This window comes from Bacillus sp. FSL H7-0578 (genome assembly GCF_038630855.1).
GTDB classification, from domain to species: domain Bacteria; phylum Bacillota; class Bacilli; order Bacillales; family Bacillaceae; genus Bacillus; species Bacillus safensis.
Window position 1 is genome coordinate 459,860 of record NZ_CP152045.1, and the last position, 19,400, is coordinate 479,259.

Sequence of the window (19,400 nt, forward strand, 5' to 3'; positions counted from 1 at the left end):
TGAGTGAGGGATATAACATGGAAAAAATCACGAGAAAAAACCCAGAAAGTATGCCGAAACCTGTTGGTCACTACAGTCATATCACAAGGGTGCCAAAGGGTGCGGGATTATTTGTTACATCGGGTCAGGTAGGGACAGATATAGATGGGCAGATCCCATCAAGCTTAAACGACCAAGTAACGAATACGTTTGAAAACATTAAAAAAATCCTTGAATCAGAAGGATTGAATGAAGAACATGTGATCAAGGTCAATATATGGGCAACAGAAGAAATCGACTGGGACCATCTATATCCTCAGTGGAATACGATCTTCAAAACAGCTTACCCATCAATGACGATTGCTTATGTATCAGCTTTAGGATGGCCGGAGCTGAAAATTGAAATTGAATTATGGTGTGCGGATATATGATTCAAAAAAAGAACAGTGAAAACTGTTCTTTCAAATTGTTGACAAAGGGCTAAAATGATCTTGATTTTAGCCCTTTGTCTTCTTTTTTCAGCGTGATAGAAAACCTTTGAAGTCTAGGAAGGACGAGTACCGGCTCGGAGCGAATTTGACATTCGTGAGCACCGGCACGCAGACCTGACACAGAATGCGAGGGTTTGTCTACACGCTGAGCCGCTTTGTGATCCATCCAGCAAGGAACGTAAAGACGGTGTAGACGATGACCCAAATGAGAAAAGATACGTTCCCGCCAATAGAGGTGAACATGAAGATCAAGCTTGCTAACAGCACAATCAAAGTAGGCATCCAAACATTCTTCAAAAAGAGCGTGCCCAAAATGCCAATCAGCACAGAGATAATAGGAAAGCCAAATACAATGAATAGAATAAAAACAGCCATATTGCTAACTCCTTTTAATAAGTGTTTATATCAAAACATAACAGACCGAAGCAGCCATGTGCGGAAGTGCAAAAATCATCACAAGAAAAGCCGTATCAAGGCGCCACATGCGGTGTTCTTTTGTTTCAGAATGATAGGCTGCTCGTGTCTCTTCTCCACTTGTCCAAGCACCCATTAGCACCCCAGACATCACGACCCCAATAATAGAAATCCCGCCGCTGACAAACTTAATCCATTCAAGGTGCTGCAACATCATAGCGGCGCTGCAAATCACAATCATTGAGCAAACACCGGCGAAAAAAGCATGTTTTTTTCTCATTCTGGTTCACTCCCTTCAAAGACAATTAGGAGACCGCATCACATATTTCAATGAAATGACCATCAGGATCAGACACATAAGCGACCGTTTGACCCCATGGTTTTTTTGCAGGTTCTTTGATGATCGAAACCCCTTTTTCCTTCATTGATGCAATCGTTTGCTCCACATCATCCACAACAAAGCCAATTTCAAACGTTTGAGACGCTTGATTTGCATCAGGAACAGGCAATCCGAGTGCTTCTTTGACATCCTGGCGTGAATTAATCGATAACGTCACGTCTCCAGTATCAAACTCAACATAGGATTCAACCCTCAATTTTATTGGGAAACCAAGTACTTGCTGATAGAAATGAATACTTGCCTCCACATCGTTTACATATAAAATGGTATATTTCATTTTCATGTGAAAAACTCCTCTCTTCATATACGTGTCAAAAACGGAAAGGTTTCCCACTCATTGTACCATATAGGAAATAATGTTTATTTCATGCCAAAAAAATCAAAATATTTAGCTCAATAGTCTTGAAAAACAAAAAGTGGTGACATATGATAAAAATGTAAAATTAGAAAAAATAGGGGGATCTTACATGTTGAAAAAAATCATGGTGGCTGTCTTGTCTTTAGGTCTTTTACTAAGCTTTACACAAGTCGACACCCACACAGCAGATGCAAAAACGGTCAAGTCTTACAAAAACTGCAAAGCGCTGAACAAGGTATATAAAGGCGGCGTAGCAAAAAGCAAAAACACGAAAAACAAAGGCGGAAAAACAAAGTACAAGCCATATGTATCAAAAGCACTCTATCAAAAAAATATGCGGCTTGACCGCGACAAAGACGGCATTGCGTGTGAACGCTAAGCACATGTGAAAAGACCTATCACAAGGTCTTTTTTCTATGGGATCAAACTCGTCCCTTTGTGCCAGCTTCATCTTTATATTAAAATAAAGATAGTTTCAAAAATCGATACAAAGTGGGGTCTCAATTTGTCAACACAAGCTCATAAGAAAGACATCCGATTGATTGCCATTGATATGGATGGCACGCTGTTAAACAGTGAGCACATCATTCCAGAGGAAAATAAACAAGCCATTAAAGAAGCTGAAGCAAAAGGGGTCCATGTGGTCATTAGCACAGGGCGGACACTGATGACATGCCGAGAGCTGGTTGAGCCGCTCAAGTTATCGTCTTACCTCGTGACAGCAAACGGAAGTGAAATCTGGGATTCAAATTTTCAGCTGATCGAACGAGATCTGCTGCATCCTGATCACGTCCAAATGATGTGGGATTTAAAAAATAGGTACGAAACCGATTACTGGGCTTCGACTGTGGATAAGGTGTGGAGAGGTGAATTCCCTGAACGGATTCATGACCATGAATGGCTGAAATTTGGCTTTGATATTCATGATGATGACGTTCGTGAGGAAGTACTCAATACATTGAAAACAAATAAGCACCTAGAGATCACAAACTCAAGTCCAACGAATATCGAAGTGAATGCAGCCGGCATTAACAAAGCGGCAGCTCTTGCAAAAGTAGCAGAACGCATTGGCTGTACGATGGACAACGTCATGTCACTTGGCGACAGCCTCAATGATATGGCCATGATTCAAGAAGCCGGATTAGGCATTGCGATGGGAAATGCTCAGGAAGTGGTGAAAGAGGCAGCTGATTGGATTACGGCTCCTAACACAGAACACGGTGTTGCAAAAGCCATCCAACATTGGGTGCTGTCTAAATAAGGTGCATTTCATTACAGAAAAAGTGAGAGGACTTTGCCTCTCGCTTTTTTTGTTTTCTCCTAGTTCGAATGTTATGTTTTCTGCCAATTTCATGTGCAGTCTATCCAAAGTTGGTATAATCAATATAAATTCGAATATTCGGACTTTATATTCCGTATTTCGGAACAACAAGGAGGGATTCTATGTATCAAGTGGATATCAACTGTGATTTGGGAGAAAGCTTTGGTCAATACACAATCGGTGCAGACGAACAAATCTTAGAATACGTCACATCAGCCAACATTGCTTGCGGTTTTCATGCAGGAGATCCAACGGTCATGAGAAAGACAGTTAGAATGGCACTGGATAAAGGGGTCAAAATTGGTGCGCATCCGGGTTTGCAAGATTTGGCCGGCTTTGGCAGACGTCCAATGGCTATCTCCGCAGAGGAAGCCTATGATCTTGTCATCTATCAAATTGGCGCTCTATCAGCCTTTCTCAAGGCCGAGGGCGGCACGATGCAGCATGTCAAACCACACGGCGCCCTCTACAACATGGCGGTTGAAAATACTGAATTATCTGAATCAATTGCGCAGGCTGTGTATGATGTGGATCCAAACCTTGTGTTATTTGGTCTGTCAGGCAGTGAACTTGCGTTAGCAGGTGAACGAATAGGTCTGCAAGTGGCACATGAAGTGTTTTCTGATCGGACGTATCAAACAGACGGGACGCTGACATCCCGCCGCGAACCACATGCACTCATTGAAGAGGATGAACGGGCCGTCCACCAGGTTGTTCGTATGGTGAGAGAAGGCAGGGTTCGTACAGTTCAAGGAGAAGATATCGAGCTCAAAGCAGATACGGTCTGCATTCACGGAGACGGCAACCATGCGCTTCAATTTGCAAAAACCATTACAGCGAAGCTAAAAGAAGCCGGGATTCATCTCAAGGCCTTTCAATAAAAATCGTCATCAAAGGGGGAAACAGCATGAAAACAGAGAAAGTCAAACACATGAAGGCACCAAAGGGGAATCGGTCTATGCTGATGGGCGCTGCCTTTTTAATGGCGACGTCCGCGATCGGACCGGGATTTTTAACACAAACAACCGTCTTCACACAGCAGCTTGCGGCTAGCTTTGGGTTTGTCATTTTGATCTCAATTTTATTAGATATTTTTGCACAAACAAATGTATGGCGCATCATTGCCGTTTCAGAAAAACGAGGTCAGGATATAGCGAATATGGTGCTCCCGGGTCTCGGGTATGTGCTGGCCTTTTTGATTGTCATTGGAGGACTTGCCTTTAACATCGGAAATATCGCTGGAGCTGGTCTCGGTTTTCAGGTGATCTTCGGTGTCGATCCGCGAATCGGCGCAGGGATCAGTGCTGTGATTGCCATTCTCATCTTTGTGATCAAAGAGGCTGGGAAAGCGATGGACCGTTTTACGCAGGCAGCAGGCTTTGTCATGATTGGCCTGATGCTGTACGTGGCGATTTCAACAGCGCCGCCAGTTGGAGAAGCAGCCGTGAGAACATTTGTCCCAGAGACGATTGATATTTTATCCATTGTGACACTTGTGGGCGGAACGGTAGGCGGCTATATCGTCTTTGCTGGCGGGCATCGCTTGCTGGATGCAGGTATTAAGGGGAAGAAAGCACTGCCGCAAGTGACGAAAAGCTCTATTTTCGGTGTGTTAATTACATCTGTCATGCGTGTGGCACTCTTTCTTGCCACATTAGGAGTTGTCTCAAAAGGCTTGCAGATAGATCCATCCAACCCGCCTGCCTCTGTTTTTCAATTAGCTTCAGGAAATATCGGATATAAAATGTTCGGGATTATTATGTGGGCTGCGGCGATTACATCCGTCATTGGAGCAGCATACACATCTGTTTCTTTCTTCAAAACCTTCTCACCAAAAATTGAGCAAAACCAGCGTGGTATCATCATTGGCTTTATTGCCCTCTCGACCCTTTGTTTTATTACGATCGGAAGACCAGTGAACATCTTGATATTAGTTGGAGCGATCAATGCATTGATTTTGCCGCTCGCCCTTGGCACATTACTCGTTGCGGCGTATAAGAAAGACATTGTCGGAGATTATCGGCATCCATTCTTTTTGACAGTGACTGGTGCATTTGTTGTGGTCATTATGGCGATGATGGGCGGCTATACCATCATTAATGAAATCCCGAAACTATGGAGTTGATTCAGATGAATACTTATCAAACATATGAGCCATCACAGATGAGAGAATTGATTCGCGAAAAAAAGATCACAGGACCAACGGCTGGCTTTGCAGAGGGGTTTGCTCAAGCCAATTTAATGATTGTCAAAAAGGAACTTGCCTTTGATTTTCTTTTATTTTGTCAGCGGAATCCGGCTGCATGTCCCTTGCTTGATGTACTGGACCCAGGTGATCCAGTACCAAGACGGTCGGCCCCTCAAGCGGATATTCGTACGGACTTTCCTAAGTACCGTATTTACCGAAAAGGGATTCTTGAAGAAGAGGTGACAGATATCACTGCTTATTGGGAGGATGATATGGTTGCCTTTCTCATTGGATGCAGTTTTACGTTTGAGCACGCGCTTATGCTAAATGACATTCCTGTCCGCCATATCGAAGACGGTCATAACGTACCCATGTATCAAACGAATATAGCTTGTGAAAAAGCAGGAGTCTTTCATGGCCCGATGGTGGTCAGCATGAGACCCATTCCGGCGCATCAAGTCACAAGAAGTGTTCAAGTGACATCTCGATTTCCATCAGTCCATGGCGGACCGATCCATATAGGGGACCCAGCGGTGATTGGCATTTCCGATATAGGTCAGCCTGACTTTGGAGAACCATCTGTGATCAAAGAAGGAGAAGTCCCGGTGTTTTGGGCATGTGGTGTGACGCCGCAAGCCATTGTCATGCATACAAAACCCGATATTGCGATCACTCATGCACCCGGTCATATGTTCATCACAGATCGAAGAGATCAAAAGCTAGGTGTACTGTAGAAAGAGAGGTGTTCTCAAGTGGCTTTTTCAACGATAAAAGACTCCATCACCTACCACCCGCTGGGAGATGCAGCGATCGTCATCCAAGCTGGAGCTGACATACGTGAGGAGATTCATGCACGTGTTGAGCAGCTGTTTGCATGTATTGAACAGCACCCATTTGAAGGATATGTAGAAGCGGTTCAAGCCTTTACTAATGTGACTGTTTTCTACGAGCCTTATACCGTTCATCAATCGGCCCAGCTTCAAACACATGACCTGTCTCCATATGAATGGGTCAAAGGCTATATTGAACAACTTCTTGAAGACAAATGGCAGGAGGGAGTTCAGGTAAAGCGACGCATCGTTGACATTCCAGTCTGTTACGGGGGAGCGCTGGGCCCTGATTTAGAAGAGGTTGCCCGTATCAATGGTTTAACGCCAGAGGAAGTCGTGCGTATTCACACTGCTGGCACGTACCTTGTCTATATGATTGGATTTGCCCCAGGGTTTCCGTTTTTAGGCGGGCTGTCTGAAAAGATCGCAGCACCACGCAGAGAAACACCAAGAATGTCCATTCCAAAAGGCTCTGTTGGTATTGCAGGAAAGCAGACAGGCGTTTATCCAATTTCTACACCCGGGGGCTGGCAGCTCATTGGGCAAACCCCGCTGCCGCTTTTTCGCCCAGACGAGGAAGTTCCGAGTTTATTGAAAGCAGGGGACGAGGTCAGATTTGTCCAAATGTCTGAAAAGGAATTTTTCAGCATGAAGGAGGCAGAACGTTGAGTATTCATGTCATCAAGCCAGGAATCTACACAACCATTCAAGATAAAGGGCGGCAAGGCTATCAAAAGTATGGCGTCTTAACGAGCGGCGGCATGGACCCGCTCTCACTTAGAATCGCCAACATTCTCACCGGTAACCAAGAAAACGAAGCAGTGCTGGAAGTGACGTTGATGGGGCCGGGGCCTGTGCTCACATGTGAGAAGGATCAGCTCATTGCCGTCACTGGTGCTGATGTTGAGATTGATATTGATGGAGAGCGGGCACCATTATGGAAGCCGCTTTTTGTCCGATCAGGAAGCACGATCACCTTTGGTCCTTGTAAGAGAGGCTGCCGCGTTTATCTTGCTGTGGCAGGTGGATTTGATGTGGCACCAGTCATGCAGAGCAAAAGCACTTATGTCAGAGCAGGAATCGGTGGACTGAAAGGACGACCGCTTGAAAAAGGCGACATTCTGCCTGTTGGAGAGCCGTCTATCGTAGCGGATCATTTGTTTGATAGGCTGAAAAATAAAGTGAAACAGGCGGGATACGGCGCACCCGATTGGACAGTGAGTCATGATCATTTTTTGCCGCTGCTGAAATCGCCAGTGATTCGCGTGCTGGCAGGCAGGCATCTTTCTTTTTTTCAAGAAACATCTCAAACCGCTTTTTTTGAGCAGCCTTATCAGGTCACACCCCAATCAGATCGTATGGGCTGCCGGCTGAAGGGGGAGCCGGTTCATTTAAAAGAAAAGCTGGAATTGATCTCAGAAGCTGTCGCCTTTGGATCTATTCAAATTCCACCCGATGGCCAGCCGATTATTCTGCTGGCAGATCGGCAGACGACAGGCGGATACCCGCGTATTGGAGAAGTAGCAACTGTTGATCTGCCGCTTATTGCACAGGCGATGCCTGGGGCAAAGCTGTATTTTGAACAAATAGATCACCGGGATGCAGAGCAGGCGTTATTTAAGCAAGAAGCCGAACTGAGGGAGCTGGCCGCAAGAATCAAGCTGGAAGCATTCTCGTTTAGAAAAGGTGAAGAAGATGAAAAACACAAATAAAACGGTTGTGAAATCAATGGAGATTTTGCGGCTGTTTATCGCTCACGATCAATTAACATTAAATGAAATGATCGAGCTTTCCGGTATGCCGAAAACATCTGTTCATCGTATGGCGAGCTCTTTAGCTGATATGGGGCTGTTAGAAAAGCAAGAAACGGGTGTTTATCGATTAGGCTTGATGTTCCTTGAATACGGTCAGCTTGTGGCGGACCGCCTTGATATTCGAAGGATTGCAAGACCATTTATGGAAAGCTTACGGGATGAAGTAGGTGAAGCTGTACAGCTCATTGTTCGTGAGGGCGACGAAGCCATTTACGTGGAAAAGATTGAAGGTACGCAGCCTGTTCGTCTCTACACCGCCGTCGGCAGACGGTCCCCCCTATATGCGGGTGCCTGTGCGAGAAGTATTCTCTCCTTTTTGCCAGAGAGCGAGAGACTTGCCTATATTGACTCAATTGAGCTGGGGAAGATCGGAATTGGGACCATCACAGATAAAGAGGTTCTAAGAAACATGCTGGAAGAATCAAATGCGCGGGGATATACACTAAGCTATTCTGAGCTTGAAAACTATACAGCTGCGATTGGAGCCCCAATTTTCAATCATCTGGAGGAAGTGGCAGCAGGTATTAGCATTGCAGGATTTGAAGCAGGATATCAAAAAGAACGCTTACCTTACTTAATTAAACAGGTGAAAAAAGCCGCCAGTGATATTTCGAGGGAATTAGGATTTTCATCTGAACAAATAAAAAGCCAATGACCGTAAAGATCATTGGCTTTTTGCGTGCAGTTATTAGAAAGTTTTTCCTAAAGCTTTCGCACGTTCGATTGCATCTGCTTTAATTTGCTCTGCTTTCGCAGGCTCAGCATTGTGACCTTCAACGATAAGACCTTCGAAAGAAGGAATTCCGAAGAAGTTAGCGATTGTACCAAGGTAACGGTGACCTGCTTCAAGTTCAGCAGCAGGACCTTCAGAGTAGTATCCGCCACGTGCTTGGATGTGAAGAGCTTTTTTGTCTGTTAATAATCCAACAGGACCTTGCTCAGTGTATTTGAATGTTTTACCAGCTACAGCAACAGAGTCGATGTATGCTTTAAGAACTGGTGGGAATGAGAAGTTCCAAAGTGGTGAAACAAATACATATTTGTCAGCAGAAACGAATTGATCACTTAATTCGTTTAGACGAGCAACTTTCGCTTGCTCTTCAGCTGAAAGTGTATCGAAACCAGCGCCAGATTGAAGTTTGCCCCAGCCAGCGAATACATCTGCATCAATGTGAGGGATGTTTTCTTTGTACAAATCGATATGTACAACCTCGTCACTTGGATTTGCTTCCTTATAAGATTCGATAAATGCCTTAGCAGTAGCCATACTGTAAGAAACTGTTTCATCATGCGGATGTGCAGTGATGTATAAAACTTTTGCCATGTTCATTCAATCCTTTCTGTTTCGGTTATTTTTTTAGCGTATCCCAATGATACACTGAATATGTGGCATCTTTAATCATATTGGAATGCTATGAAAAAGATGTAACAAGCACAGTTACATGAAAACTGATATTTTCATTGTAATCACAATGTAGTTTGAAGTCAAGGTATAAAGTCTCGAAATCAAGATAAAAAGTTTGTAAATTTTTCTGGAACGCGTAAACACGCAGTTTTCAGCGCAAAAAGCTTACTCTTATTGAACAAAAAATCGTTCGATATCGCAAGTAAAGAGTTTGTAAAGGCACTGCATCTCAAAAATAGATGGATGCCCCTAAGTCATCTGCTACAAGCAACTGTTCTCCGAATTCGTATATATAAGAGAAGGCAGGAGAGAGTGAGGGATAAGAGTGGGACGATCCTATGTTGCGATTGGAGATTCCTTAACAGTTGGGGGGGGGGCACGTTTATTTGGCGGAGGATTTGTTCAGCGATTTCGGTGGATGCTTGAAAAAAAGACACATGCACCAGTCGAGCTGTCCGTATTTGCAAAATCAGGGTTAACGACTGAACAGATTTTACAGCTCTTCAAACGGTCAGAGGTGAGACGTGCGATTGCAGCAGCAGACATCATCACCATCACAGGCTGTGGGAATGATCTTGTTCAAGCTGTTCAGCAGTATGAAGAAGGTGAAGATGAAAAGAAACTGCTGCAAGCAGTCATACATTGTCAGGCGAATTTTAGCAAGATGATTCAAGAAATTGCACAGATCAAAAAAGGGCAGCATCAGCCTTACTACGTATATTTCATGAATTTATATAATCCATTTCCGCAAATACCAATAGCCGGGCGGTGGCTTCAGCAATATAATCAACAACTTCGTTTGCTTGCTGCGAATCCGCATGTAGAAGTTGTGGATGTGTACCGAGCGTTTGAAGGGCATGAAAGAGCCTACTTATCGATTGATCAATTTCATCCGAATCCTAAGGGGTATGAAGCGATGGCAGAAGCATTGTTTAAGGCATACTGTAAACAGCTGTAATCCGTGGGATTGCAGTTTTTTTCATCCTTTTCAATAAATGACGGTTTCGATATGATAAAAGAAACGAAGGCGAAAGAGGTGTGCAGGCATGGAGGAGATTAGTGCATATTTTCAAGAGATGACTGGAACGGCTTATGAAGTGGGAAAACAGCAGGCTGTCTGGCTTAAGGAGAACCCGCTGCTAAAGACACAATATATTCGAACAGAACCGGTAACACAACAGGCTGTGAAAGAAACGAAGCAGCTGATCCGTCCCTTTCTTCCTCAATTAGATGAAGAGTTTGCTGGTTTTTGTGATGAAATGCAATTAGATGAGTGTTATTTGACCTTTTTCTATTCATCTCATCTTCAGCCAGGCTGTTCCCACTGTGTGAGGCAGGGGAATATGGCGGCAGGCCAACAAACGGTCATGCTTCGTAACTATGATTTCTCCCCGATTTTTGATGATATGCGTCTTGTGACGACACATGTAAAAGGCTCGGCATATCATACAGGCTCGTCGCTGCTCTTGTTTGGCAGATCTGATGGGATGAATGAGCATGGTCTTGCTGTGACTTTCTCTGCTTGCGGTCCGCCGGTTGGCAATGAACCCGGTTTAAAGCCCCCAGCAGTCGCCGGTTTGCAGGTGTATCATGTGATTCGCTCTGTTCTGGAAACCTGTCAAACGGTCGAGGAAGCCATTCGCTCTATCGAGGAAATGCCCGTTGCCTCAAATGTTCACATCATGCTTGCGGATCGAAAAGGAGAGGCCGCTGTGATTGAAATCATTGATGGTCAAAAAATGGTGAGAAGACCGGAGAGAGGTTATATTGCTGCAACGAATCATCCGGTAGCTGATCAAACAGCAAAAGGGATGACCAAACATCATTCTGTTGTCAGATACGATATGTTAATGGAAGCGTTAAAAGAACAACGATCAAGTGATTCTCTTGCGAAACTGTTCCAGACAGAATATCCTGATGGTCTGGCTGTGCACAATTATGAGGAGCTGTTTGGAACGATGCGAACCGTCATGTTCCGTCCGGAAGAAGGCACAATCGATTATTGCTTTGGCTCTCCAGTATACAATCCGACTTATTCTTTAAAAGCGGGGGGTTCACTGCCTTTTCAAGAACAAAAGGTTCAATTTCATCAAAAGGATTATGGACCTTCATTTTGGAGAAGTGTCTGATGATCCCTTGTTTATATTTTGTCACAGCCGCTGTGCCAAATTCAGATCAACTTAAGATTGCAACGCTCGTTGAAAGCGTTTTATATTAAGGTGTGACAATAGACCTATTTATACAGAAGGAGGCATTTCATGTACATAACGGCACGAGAACAGAAAGTCATTAAATACATCATTCAGCAAAATCGTTATGTCACCATTCGTGAGATAGCCGATTCTGTTCAGGTAAGTACTAGAACGATCCATAGAGAACTAAAATCCATTAAACCAATATTGAAAGATTATCATCTTTCATTAGATAAACAGCCGGGGAAAGGCTTGAAGGCAGTCGGCGAACAGGAGGATAAACAGCGGCTTCTTGCTCATATGTCAAATGAGGATCAAATCGAATATAGCTCAGATGAACGAAAGCTCTTAATTCTATGTGCGCTGCTTGAAGCGAAGGAACCGGTGAAATTATACACACTCGCAGCTGACTTGCAGGTAACAAATGCGACGATCAGCTATGATTTAGATGAACTGACGGAGTGGATTGCTCCATACGGTTTGCAGCTTATCCGCAAGCGCGGGTACGGCATTGAATTAAAAGGGCCGGAGGAAGCAAAACGAAAAATTGTCGGCAATCTCATTGTTGACCGGCTCGACATTCAATTGTTTTTAGAAACGATTGAAATGAATATCAAACATCGAACGAAAGCAACGGAAAAGGTGTTTGGCGTTGTCAGCAGAGGACAGCTGCTAAAGGTAGAAAGGCTGCTCTTTCATTTGAAAGATCGACTGTCACTCTCCTTATCTGATAGTGCCTATATTGCACTTGTTGTTCACTTAACCTATGCTATCGAACGTATTCAGCTTGGGGAAACCATTCGAATGGAAGAGGAGGAGCTGCTGGAATTAAAGCGGACGAAGGAATTTGAATCATCACTTCGAATGGCAAGAGCGCTTGAACGCATGTTTAATGTGGAGATCCCTGAAGCGGAGGTCGGATATATGACCATCCACCTTCGCAGCGCAAATCGCAGCTTTCAGACTGAATACCGTATTGATGAAATTGAGCTGGATATAGCGCTGAGAACGAAAAAGCTCATTGATTTTATTTCAAATAAAACCGGCTATCATCTCAATGAAAATGATTCATTGTATGAGGGGCTCGTGTCTCATCTTGAGCCTGCCATGAACCGTCTAAAGGAAAAGATGAGAATCTATAATCCGCTCACACAACAAATTAAAAAAGACTACTTTTTGCTGTTTATGGCGATTGAAGAAGGAGTCGAGCGTTTCTTTCCAGAGATTGAATTTCCAGAGGATGAAATTGCCTTTCTTGTGCTTCACTTTGGCTCAGTGCTTGAAATCAAAAAAGAAGAAACAAAAATTCATGCGCTGGTTGTTTGCTCAAGCGGGATTGGTTCCTCGAAAATGCTCGCCTCCCGGTTGAAAAAAGAATTGCCGGAGATCGCCAAATTCGATCTATCCTCTTTGATGGAGCTAAAGGAAATCGATGCATCGAGCTATGACATGATTGTCTCGACCGTTCCAATCCCATATGAGCATATCGATTACATCATGGTCAGCCCGCTTTTAAACGAGGATGATGCTATGCGTGTGAAGGCTCATATTAAACGGAAGATTCCTTATATCATCGAGAAAAAAAGAATAAAAGAATCTCCTAAAGAATTGGTGCAAGAAACCGTTGATATGATGGCGGTTGCAGAGCAGGTGACGAACTATATGTTTGTGATTCGCAGCATCCTGTCCCATTTTACCATCGAAAAAAGAGAGACGATGCCGCAGCATGATGAAACCATTAGGCAGCTGCTTCGTCAGCTTGAAGAGGAAGGATTTATCATACATGCAGATGATGTGGCGGGCGGCCTTTTGGAACGTGAACAGCAAGGCGGCTTAGGCATACCTGGCACTGAATTTGCTCTTTATCATTTAAAGCATACATTCATCAAGGAACCAATCTTTCATATTTATGATCTTGATCAGGCATACGAGGTTAAAAGCATGGATGGCGGGCAGCAGCAGATGTCACGAATGCTCATGATGCTGGCGCCGCAAGAGCTTGGCAAGGAAGGGTCAGAAATGTTTAGTCTGATCAGTTCATCCATCATTGAAAGTGAAGAAAGCATGGCGCTTTATGGACAAGGAACAAAGGAAAACATTGAACAGAAATTACATCAGCTTTTCTATCAATTTGTCAAAGAGGCAAAGTGGTAAGAAAAAGGCCGAGAGCTTATTCGCTTCTCGGCTTTTTTGCTGTGACACAGACGGCAAGGGTAGGGCGAATTTCTTCATACTCAATAGAAAATTCGTCAAACCCTGCAAACTGCAAGTCATTTAATATGTTTTCACCCATCTCTTTTGTCCGATTGGCGTCAGCTCCTTTTTCTCTTGGCTGCATCACAATAGCGAGTGTCCCGCCTGGTTTTAAGGTGTGATAAAGATTGAGTAAGCCCGTTTTTGGATCATCCCAAATCGTAAAATTGTTAACAGACAGTACTTTGTCATACTGCTCTCCGGGAAGACGTGTTTTCTCGATTTTGCCGACATACAGACGAACCTGTTTGTCTTTTGCCCGTTTGCTGACGCGGGACTGTGCTTGCTCCTGCATGGTGGAAGAAGCATCCAGCCCATCAATGTGAAGGTCTTGATAATGCTTGAGCATATGTTTGATACTGTAGCCGGGTCCATAGCCAATTTCCAGAATGTTTTCACCATCTGTCAAATCTAAGTGGCGGATGGCCCACTGATTCAATGCTTTATTTTCATTTGCCATAATGAGTCCAGCAATGCTTCCGAGCCAGCCTTTTGGTCTGCTAAAGGTTTTCGAAATAGTAGACAGCATGTGAGAACGCTCCTTTTTGATGATCATGTAACCGATTTTTCCCCTCTTCAAACATGCTGATTTTCGGGAACACATCAATACAGCTTCATGATGTTTGAGTGAAAAAATGAGGTGGTAATGAAAGGATACATCAACAAATCAAGGAGGAGCTTACACATGGATTTACGTGAATATTTAACAAATGGCATTCCGCGCCAAACGCAGGATCAGCAGCCAGGCAGTGAAAGAGAAATGAATCCAGCGCCGATCTTTGAGGATGAATCATATCAAGGTTCTGGCAAGCTAAAAGGAAAAGTGGCACTGATTACAGGTGGAGATAGTGGAATTGGACGGGCAGTATCTGTTGCCTATGCAAAGGAAGGTGCACATGTTGCCATTGTGTATTTAAATGAACATGAGGATGCAGAGGATACGCAAAAACGTGTAGAACAAGAAGGCGTTAAATGCTTAACGATTGCAGGAGATGTCGGTGACGAAGCCTTCTGTGAGAAAGCAGTAGAAAAAACAGTTGAAGCCTTTGGTCAATTAGACATTTTAGTAAATAATGCGGCTGAACAGCATCCGCAAGAACGTATTCAAGATATTTCGAGTGAACAGCTTCACCAAACCTTTAGAACCAACTTCTATTCCTATTTCTATTTTACGAAAAAGGCACTGGATTATTTAAAACCGGGAAGCTCCATTATTAACACAACATCCATTAACCCATATAGAGGTAACCCAGTGCTGATTGATTATACGGCAACAAAAGGAGCCATTAACGGCTTTACGCGTTCTATGGCACAATCGCTTGTGAAAGATGGGATTCGGGTGAACGGTGTAGCGCCAGGTCCAATTTGGACGCCGCTCATTCCATCTACATTTGATGAAGACAGTGTGGAAAGCTTCGGAGCAGAAACTCCGATGGGAAGACCAGGACAGCCTGTTGAGCATGTCGGCTGCTTTGTCCTGCTGGCTTCTGACGAATCGTCTTATATGACAGGACAGACACTTCATGTCAATGGCGGTTCCTTTATGAATACATGATCTACCGCGGCACCGCCCAGCTTTGATTGGGCGGTGTTTTTAGTATTTCTTGCGATTTTTCTGCACAGATATGACAGACCATACGATTATGCCTACAACAACTGCCGCAATGACAAGTGAGCTCAAATGAAACATCGTTTCATGATGCATGTTCAATTTCTCCCTTCATTGAACCTGTTTTTTATAGCATCAGCCAGAAGGTCTCTTTTTATGAAAAACACATTTCTTTGTTTAATGAATGGGCTGTCGTGGAAACCTACGTATACGGATGAAATTTTGAAGGAGTGAAACGATATGTCTCAAGGAGAATTAAAACAAAAGGTATTAAACCTGTTAGATGAACAAAAGGTGGGAACACTAGCGACTGTTGAACAGGATAAGCCGCATACCCGCTATATGACTTTTTTTCATGAAGGGCTGACGTTATATACACCAACGAGTAAAGAAACACATAAAGCAGAAGAAATTGAAAAAAACCCGAATGTTCATATTCTCATTGGATATTCAGGCGAAGGATTCGGTGATACGTATGCAGAGATTGCAGGCACCGCAACATTAACCGACGATCCGGAACTGATTGACCGTCTTTGGTCTGATGAGATGGAGAAATGGTTTAAAGGAAAAGATGACCCAAATCTAGTGATCCTGAAGATTGACCCAGCCTCCATTCGTTATATGAATGAAGGAAGCCGTACACCAGCAGAATTATCACTTTAACACTTGCGCAAGCAGGGGGAATGTGTTATAGTTTGATATTAAGTGTTGAAATAAGCAAATAAATAAAGAAAGTAAACTTTCTTTTTTCTATGACATAATGAGAAGCAATAGAGCTTCTACTTGATAAGAACGAGACGCTGTCAAAGCGAACAAACTTATTCTTTTCCTTCTGCCACCGCCCCCCTATAAGAGCGGAAGAATGGAAAAAAGACGTTTTGATTTACAATTCACACTGGCACGGCTTCGGAGCCGTAAGGACGAATGAGAGGTAGGGCTTTCGTTGTCTTGTTATCCAGAACTTCCATGGCGTTTACTTTCAAACGTAGGTTCACTCGGAACACATATGACACACTGATATGATCGAATCTTAATTCATACACTCCGTAACGGAGATTAAACATTGATTATTTATTTGCATGAAAAGAGTAAGGAAAAGGCTGCCATCTATTTGGCAGCCTTTTTCATTAGGTCAAACAATAGAACCCCGAAACCAATGAGCACAAGGAAAAACAAAGGTCGCAACCATTCGCATAGCGTCCGCCCCAAAAGGGTTTGACACTAAAAGCAGGCCGATAAATGCACAAATAATCAGAGTGAATAAAGCGAGCTTCATGATCATTTACTTTGTCCTTTTTTCTGATACCGCCAAATCCGCTCAATAAAAAAGAACATGACCGCAAACAAAATAGAAAACATGAACATATCCAGCAGTGTCACGCCTCTATTTGGATGCACAAGACCAAACCAAATGAATTGAAGAACAAAAGAGATCGCAAAATATAGAATCAATTTTTTCATCATTTTCCTCTTTTCACTTATTTTTTTGCCTCTTAAGCCACATCAGCCAAATGATGAAGGAACCAATCACACATGAGAGCAATGTGACAGGCGGCAAGGTGTGCCAGCTAGTCAGCCCCTTTACAAAACACATATAAAAAAAGAAAATGGAAATGGATACGAGTACCCATTGCTTGAACCAGCGAGGGACACGCAGCCAAGCCGCTAGAATGATTGATGATAGCTTATCCAATGAGATAACTCCTTTTTTGAATCTGATTGGATTTTATCGTAAACAACAAAGTTTGTAAAATATGGATTTCAGAGGCTTTGATGGTATTCTTCTAGCATGAAACATTTTCGCTGTACTGACGTATAAGTTTAAGGAACCTCATGAAAGGAAGCGATCAAGTGAAAAGAATACCAATCATCTTCCTCAGATATATTGTCTTCTTTATTCCAGCGATCATTCTTAGTGTCTTGGTGTGGAACCATTACCAAGATGATTTGTCAGATGGGAAAGTAACAGAGTATGACGTCAAAGGAATGTTTACATTTGATGAAGGAAAACGAGTGGTGAGTGCTGTATCAAAAGACCAGCAGCTCCATTTTGCAATGTATGATCCTCAATCAGGAAAAAGAATTAGTGAATGGACCACAGAAAGTGATACGTTTCATGAAATGCTACCATCCATTCAAGGAAACAATCTCTTACTGACTTTAAAAAATAAAGACGGGCAGCTGTTGATCGAGAAACTAACACCAAGCGGAGAAAAGAAAAAGCTCGTTCAAAATACCCTGCAGATTCCCTCATTTCTAAAAACGAATACATACCAATGGAATGGACGGCTCGTATTTACAGGAGAAATGGATGGTGCCGCTGCAGTCATCGGTGAGCTGAAGGATGGTCAGTTTCATGTGCACAATCTAAACGATCTAAAGCTGCCAGCAAGACCCGTTTCTATCGATGTCGTCATGAATTCCTTTAGAGGGCAGACGCCAATTCCTATGTTTGAATTGGCTTTGAAAAATGACCAGAAGGCGTATGTCAGCGGAATCTCAAACGAGAAGCAACAGCTTGGGGTTTATGTCTCCAAAAACGCTGAACCGTTCAGTCTCATTGAAGATAAAGTGGAGCAGCAGCTGGAGAAAACAATCGGGACATCACAAAACTTTGCAGTCGCTGTCGAATCTAACTATCCAAAAAGGGCAAGGAAAGTGAATGCAGAGGGAAGGCTTGGGGAAGTCGTTCCAACACCAAAGCCGATTTATCAAACCTTTATTTACCAGCTTAATGAAGAAGAAGTTCTTCTTGCAGGCTCTACAGCAAAGGACGAAGCAAAAGGCAATCTGACAGGTTATATATATAACCATCGCACGAATAAGGCGACGTCTGCCAGCAAGCTTTTGCAGTCGTTTTCATATGAATCTTTACAAAGAGAAGGGCTCTCTTTCAATAAAAATGTGAAGAGCGACTGGCTCTATTATTCATTTGACAATCAATTAACGGGTGCATTTGAGACGAAAAGCAAAGAACTAAAGGAATTTCCTTTGCAAAAGGTCATCTCAATTGAAAACGCCAGTCGGGCCCACCAAACGTCTGTTGATACCTTTACGCAATATGTTATGAAGGGCGGACCGCTCATTCTTAACTGGGCGATATGGATCTTGATCCCGCTATTATTATTTGTGCTAGCGATCTTCCTGCCGCCGATTTTGAGACTGGTGAGGAGAAACAAGATAAAGGACAGTGTCACATTAGAAGCCAATATTGTGTCTGTTAAAGAAACGGGCACCTACATTAACGAACAGCCAGTTGTCAGCATGCGGCTTCAATTTGAATATGAAGGGCAGCGCATAGAAAAGACGGTTAAAACGGTTGTATCCTACACCCAGATACCACAGCCGGGACAGCGTATTGTCATTCACTATGATCCAAAGAAGAAAAAAGCGATGCTCTTAAAAGAGGGTGACTTCTCGCAGCCAAGCGAGCCAAAGTTTATCAAAGGCGCTGTTTTAAGAAACATAGAATCATATGGAACTGTAGGACGAGGCACCGTCTTATCACTCACATTTGAATTAGATCAGAAAACGTATATCATTCCGATGATTCAAGCCGCCGGTTTTGAATTTAGAACAGGAGAAAAAGCCGATCTTGTCGATATCAACGGCCAGCTCAAAATGGCAGCCTATGGCTATGAAGTGAGGAATCGATCGGGGAAAGATGTGACGTTAACAGGAACGATTCAGCGTGTGAAGCAATATCCAGTGGCCATCCATGAACAAAAGCCTATTCAGCTTGATGTGTCGGTTTCAAACGGCGATGAGTCCATCACAAAAACGGTCAGCCAATTCATCCCTGATCATATGCAGGTCACAGCCGGCACTCAAATCACGATCCAGACAAAAAAAGAAGAGCTGGATAGAGAAATGGGTCTCATGCAAGAGAAACAAGGAAGTGCAAAAGTGACCAATGTTGAATTTGCTGGCGTCATCGGCAATCTGCCGTTAGCAATCATTCAGGTTGAGAGAAATGGCATGATGTATGAAGTGAAACAGCCAATCGATCCAATCACTAGCGTCTTGCCTGGTGATGAATTATGGGTGGCGTATCACGACATGACGCGTCAAGCAGCCATTGTGAAATATGCATCGATATAAAAAAGCGTTCCCCAGCGTGGAAAAAAAGGGCTAAAACGAATGTCG

22 protein-coding genes are annotated in these 19,400 nt (G+C 43.4%); 15 read left to right on the forward strand and 7 right to left on the reverse strand.

Translation table 11 applies throughout. The features are described from left to right. Window positions 1–17 precede the first annotated feature (17 nt). Window positions 18–410, forward strand: a complete 393-nt coding sequence (locus tag MHB41_RS02205; RefSeq protein WP_340899338.1) for a RidA family protein — start codon at window positions 18–20, stop codon at window positions 408–410. A gap of 198 nt (window positions 411–608) precedes the next feature. Here the strand turns inward: MHB41_RS02205 and MHB41_RS02210 are convergent, their stop codons facing one another. Genes MHB41_RS02210 through MHB41_RS02220 form a run of 3 tightly spaced genes read right to left on the reverse strand, consistent with a single transcriptional unit; the run spans window position 609 to window position 1,567 of the window. Next, entirely contained in the window at window positions 609–845 is a 237-nt protein-coding gene (locus MHB41_RS02210; protein ID WP_041116688.1) for a DUF2651 family protein, read from the reverse strand. A gap of 25 nt (window positions 846–870) precedes the next feature. Further along, window positions 871–1,164, reverse strand: a complete 294-nt coding sequence (locus tag MHB41_RS02215) for a DUF5316 family protein (protein ID WP_340899337.1) — start codon at window positions 1,162–1,164, stop codon at window positions 871–873. A gap of 25 nt (window positions 1,165–1,189) precedes the next feature. After that, entirely contained in the window at window positions 1,190–1,567 is a 378-nt protein-coding gene (locus tag MHB41_RS02220) for a VOC family protein (protein WP_081123991.1), read from the reverse strand. 184 nt (window positions 1,568–1,751) lie between these two features. Here MHB41_RS02220 and MHB41_RS02225 point away from each other — a divergent pair, with 184 nt between their 5' ends. The 8 genes from MHB41_RS02225 to MHB41_RS02260 all read left to right on the forward strand — a co-directional run bounded on the left by MHB41_RS02225 (window position 1,752) and on the right by MHB41_RS02260 (window position 8,450). Continuing rightward, window positions 1,752–2,021 carry an excalibur calcium-binding domain-containing protein gene (locus MHB41_RS02225; RefSeq protein WP_080769491.1) on the forward strand — a complete coding sequence of 90 codons (270 nt, stop codon included), beginning with the start codon at window positions 1,752–1,754 and terminating at the stop codon, window positions 2,019–2,021. A gap of 126 nt (window positions 2,022–2,147) precedes the next feature. Continuing rightward, window positions 2,148–2,903, forward strand: coding sequence for a Cof-type HAD-IIB family hydrolase (locus tag MHB41_RS02230; RefSeq protein ID WP_024425552.1), 756 nt, complete (start codon window positions 2,148–2,150; stop codon window positions 2,901–2,903). 182 nt (window positions 2,904–3,085) lie between these two features. After that, window positions 3,086–3,844 (forward strand): 5-oxoprolinase subunit PxpA, encoded by a 759-nt coding sequence (locus MHB41_RS02235; RefSeq protein WP_061110659.1) that lies wholly within the window; start codon window positions 3,086–3,088, stop codon window positions 3,842–3,844. Window positions 3,845–3,870: 26 nt separating this feature from the next. Then, complete coding sequence (locus tag MHB41_RS02240; RefSeq protein WP_061110660.1) at window positions 3,871–5,088, forward strand: NRAMP family divalent metal transporter; 1,218 nt, start codon at window positions 3,871–3,873, stop codon at window positions 5,086–5,088. A gap of 5 nt (window positions 5,089–5,093) precedes the next feature. After that, the gene (locus MHB41_RS02245) at window positions 5,094–5,885 is read left to right on the forward strand and encodes a putative hydro-lyase (RefSeq protein ID WP_041116698.1); all 792 of its coding nucleotides are present in this window, start codon (window positions 5,094–5,096) and stop codon (window positions 5,883–5,885) included. A gap of 18 nt (window positions 5,886–5,903) precedes the next feature. Then, window positions 5,904–6,650 carry a 5-oxoprolinase subunit PxpB gene (gene pxpB, locus MHB41_RS02250; protein WP_041116700.1) on the forward strand — a complete coding sequence of 249 codons (747 nt, stop codon included), beginning with the start codon at window positions 5,904–5,906 and terminating at the stop codon, window positions 6,648–6,650. Beyond that, window positions 6,647–7,693 (forward strand): biotin-dependent carboxyltransferase family protein, encoded by a 1,047-nt coding sequence (locus MHB41_RS02255; RefSeq protein ID WP_061110661.1) that lies wholly within the window; start codon window positions 6,647–6,649, stop codon window positions 7,691–7,693. The genes pxpB and MHB41_RS02255 overlap by 4 nt, the downstream gene beginning before the upstream one ends. Continuing rightward, complete coding sequence (locus tag MHB41_RS02260) at window positions 7,677–8,450, forward strand: IclR family transcriptional regulator (RefSeq protein WP_061110662.1); 774 nt, start codon at window positions 7,677–7,679, stop codon at window positions 8,448–8,450. The genes MHB41_RS02255 and MHB41_RS02260 overlap by 17 nt, the downstream gene beginning before the upstream one ends. A 33-nt stretch (window positions 8,451–8,483) precedes the next feature. Here MHB41_RS02260 and MHB41_RS02265 read toward each other — a convergent pair whose 3' ends face one another. Beyond that, window positions 8,484–9,119: an FMN-dependent NADH-azoreductase gene (locus MHB41_RS02265; RefSeq protein WP_024425558.1), complete on the reverse strand. Its 636-nt coding sequence runs from the start codon at window positions 9,117–9,119 to the stop codon at window positions 8,484–8,486. Between the two features lie 406 nt (window positions 9,120–9,525). Between MHB41_RS02265 and MHB41_RS02270 the strand changes: the two genes are divergently transcribed. The 3 genes from MHB41_RS02270 (at window position 9,526) to MHB41_RS02280 (ending at window position 13,546) form a co-directional block, all read left to right on the forward strand. After that, window positions 9,526–10,158, forward strand: coding sequence for a GDSL-type esterase/lipase family protein (locus MHB41_RS02270; RefSeq protein WP_340899332.1), 633 nt, complete (start codon window positions 9,526–9,528; stop codon window positions 10,156–10,158). 88 nt (window positions 10,159–10,246) lie between these two features. After that, window positions 10,247–11,329, forward strand: coding sequence for a C45 family peptidase (locus tag MHB41_RS02275; protein ID WP_061110664.1), 1,083 nt, complete (start codon window positions 10,247–10,249; stop codon window positions 11,327–11,329). Between the two features lie 129 nt (window positions 11,330–11,458). Further along, the gene (locus MHB41_RS02280; protein WP_061110665.1) at window positions 11,459–13,546 is read left to right on the forward strand and encodes a transcription antiterminator; all 2,088 of its coding nucleotides are present in this window, start codon (window positions 11,459–11,461) and stop codon (window positions 13,544–13,546) included. A 16-nt stretch (window positions 13,547–13,562) separates the two neighbouring features. Here the strand turns inward: MHB41_RS02280 and MHB41_RS02285 are convergent, their stop codons facing one another. Then, a complete protein-coding gene (locus MHB41_RS02285) occupies window positions 13,563–14,174 on the reverse strand; it encodes a class I SAM-dependent methyltransferase (RefSeq protein WP_046314021.1) in 612 nt (203 codons plus the stop codon). Window positions 14,175–14,330: 156 nt separating this feature from the next. On the opposite strand from MHB41_RS02285, the gene MHB41_RS02290 reads away from it, so the two are divergent. Together MHB41_RS02290 and MHB41_RS02295 are read left to right on the forward strand one after the other, a co-directional pair. Then, on the forward strand, window positions 14,331–15,200 hold the full coding sequence (locus tag MHB41_RS02290) for an SDR family oxidoreductase (protein WP_024425561.1): 870 nt from the start codon (window positions 14,331–14,333) through the stop codon (window positions 15,198–15,200). Window positions 15,201–15,494: 294 nt separating this feature from the next. Further along, window positions 15,495–15,917, forward strand: coding sequence for a pyridoxamine 5'-phosphate oxidase family protein (locus MHB41_RS02295; RefSeq protein ID WP_061110666.1), 423 nt, complete (start codon window positions 15,495–15,497; stop codon window positions 15,915–15,917). 615 nt (window positions 15,918–16,532) lie between these two features. Here MHB41_RS02295 and MHB41_RS02300 read toward each other — a convergent pair. Together MHB41_RS02300 and MHB41_RS02305 are read right to left on the reverse strand one after the other, a co-directional pair. After that, window positions 16,533–16,715: a hypothetical protein gene (locus MHB41_RS02300; protein ID WP_046313932.1), complete on the reverse strand. Its 183-nt coding sequence runs from the start codon at window positions 16,713–16,715 to the stop codon at window positions 16,533–16,535. 13 nt (window positions 16,716–16,728) lie between these two features. Further along, a complete protein-coding gene (locus MHB41_RS02305; RefSeq protein ID WP_041116719.1) occupies window positions 16,729–16,947 on the reverse strand; it encodes a hypothetical protein in 219 nt (72 codons plus the stop codon). Window positions 16,948–17,105: 158 nt separating this feature from the next. Here MHB41_RS02305 and MHB41_RS02310 point away from each other — a divergent pair, with 158 nt between their 5' ends. Next, a complete protein-coding gene (locus tag MHB41_RS02310) occupies window positions 17,106–19,355 on the forward strand; it encodes a hypothetical protein (protein ID WP_267542880.1) in 2,250 nt (749 codons plus the stop codon). Window positions 19,356–19,400: the final 45 nt, after the last annotated feature.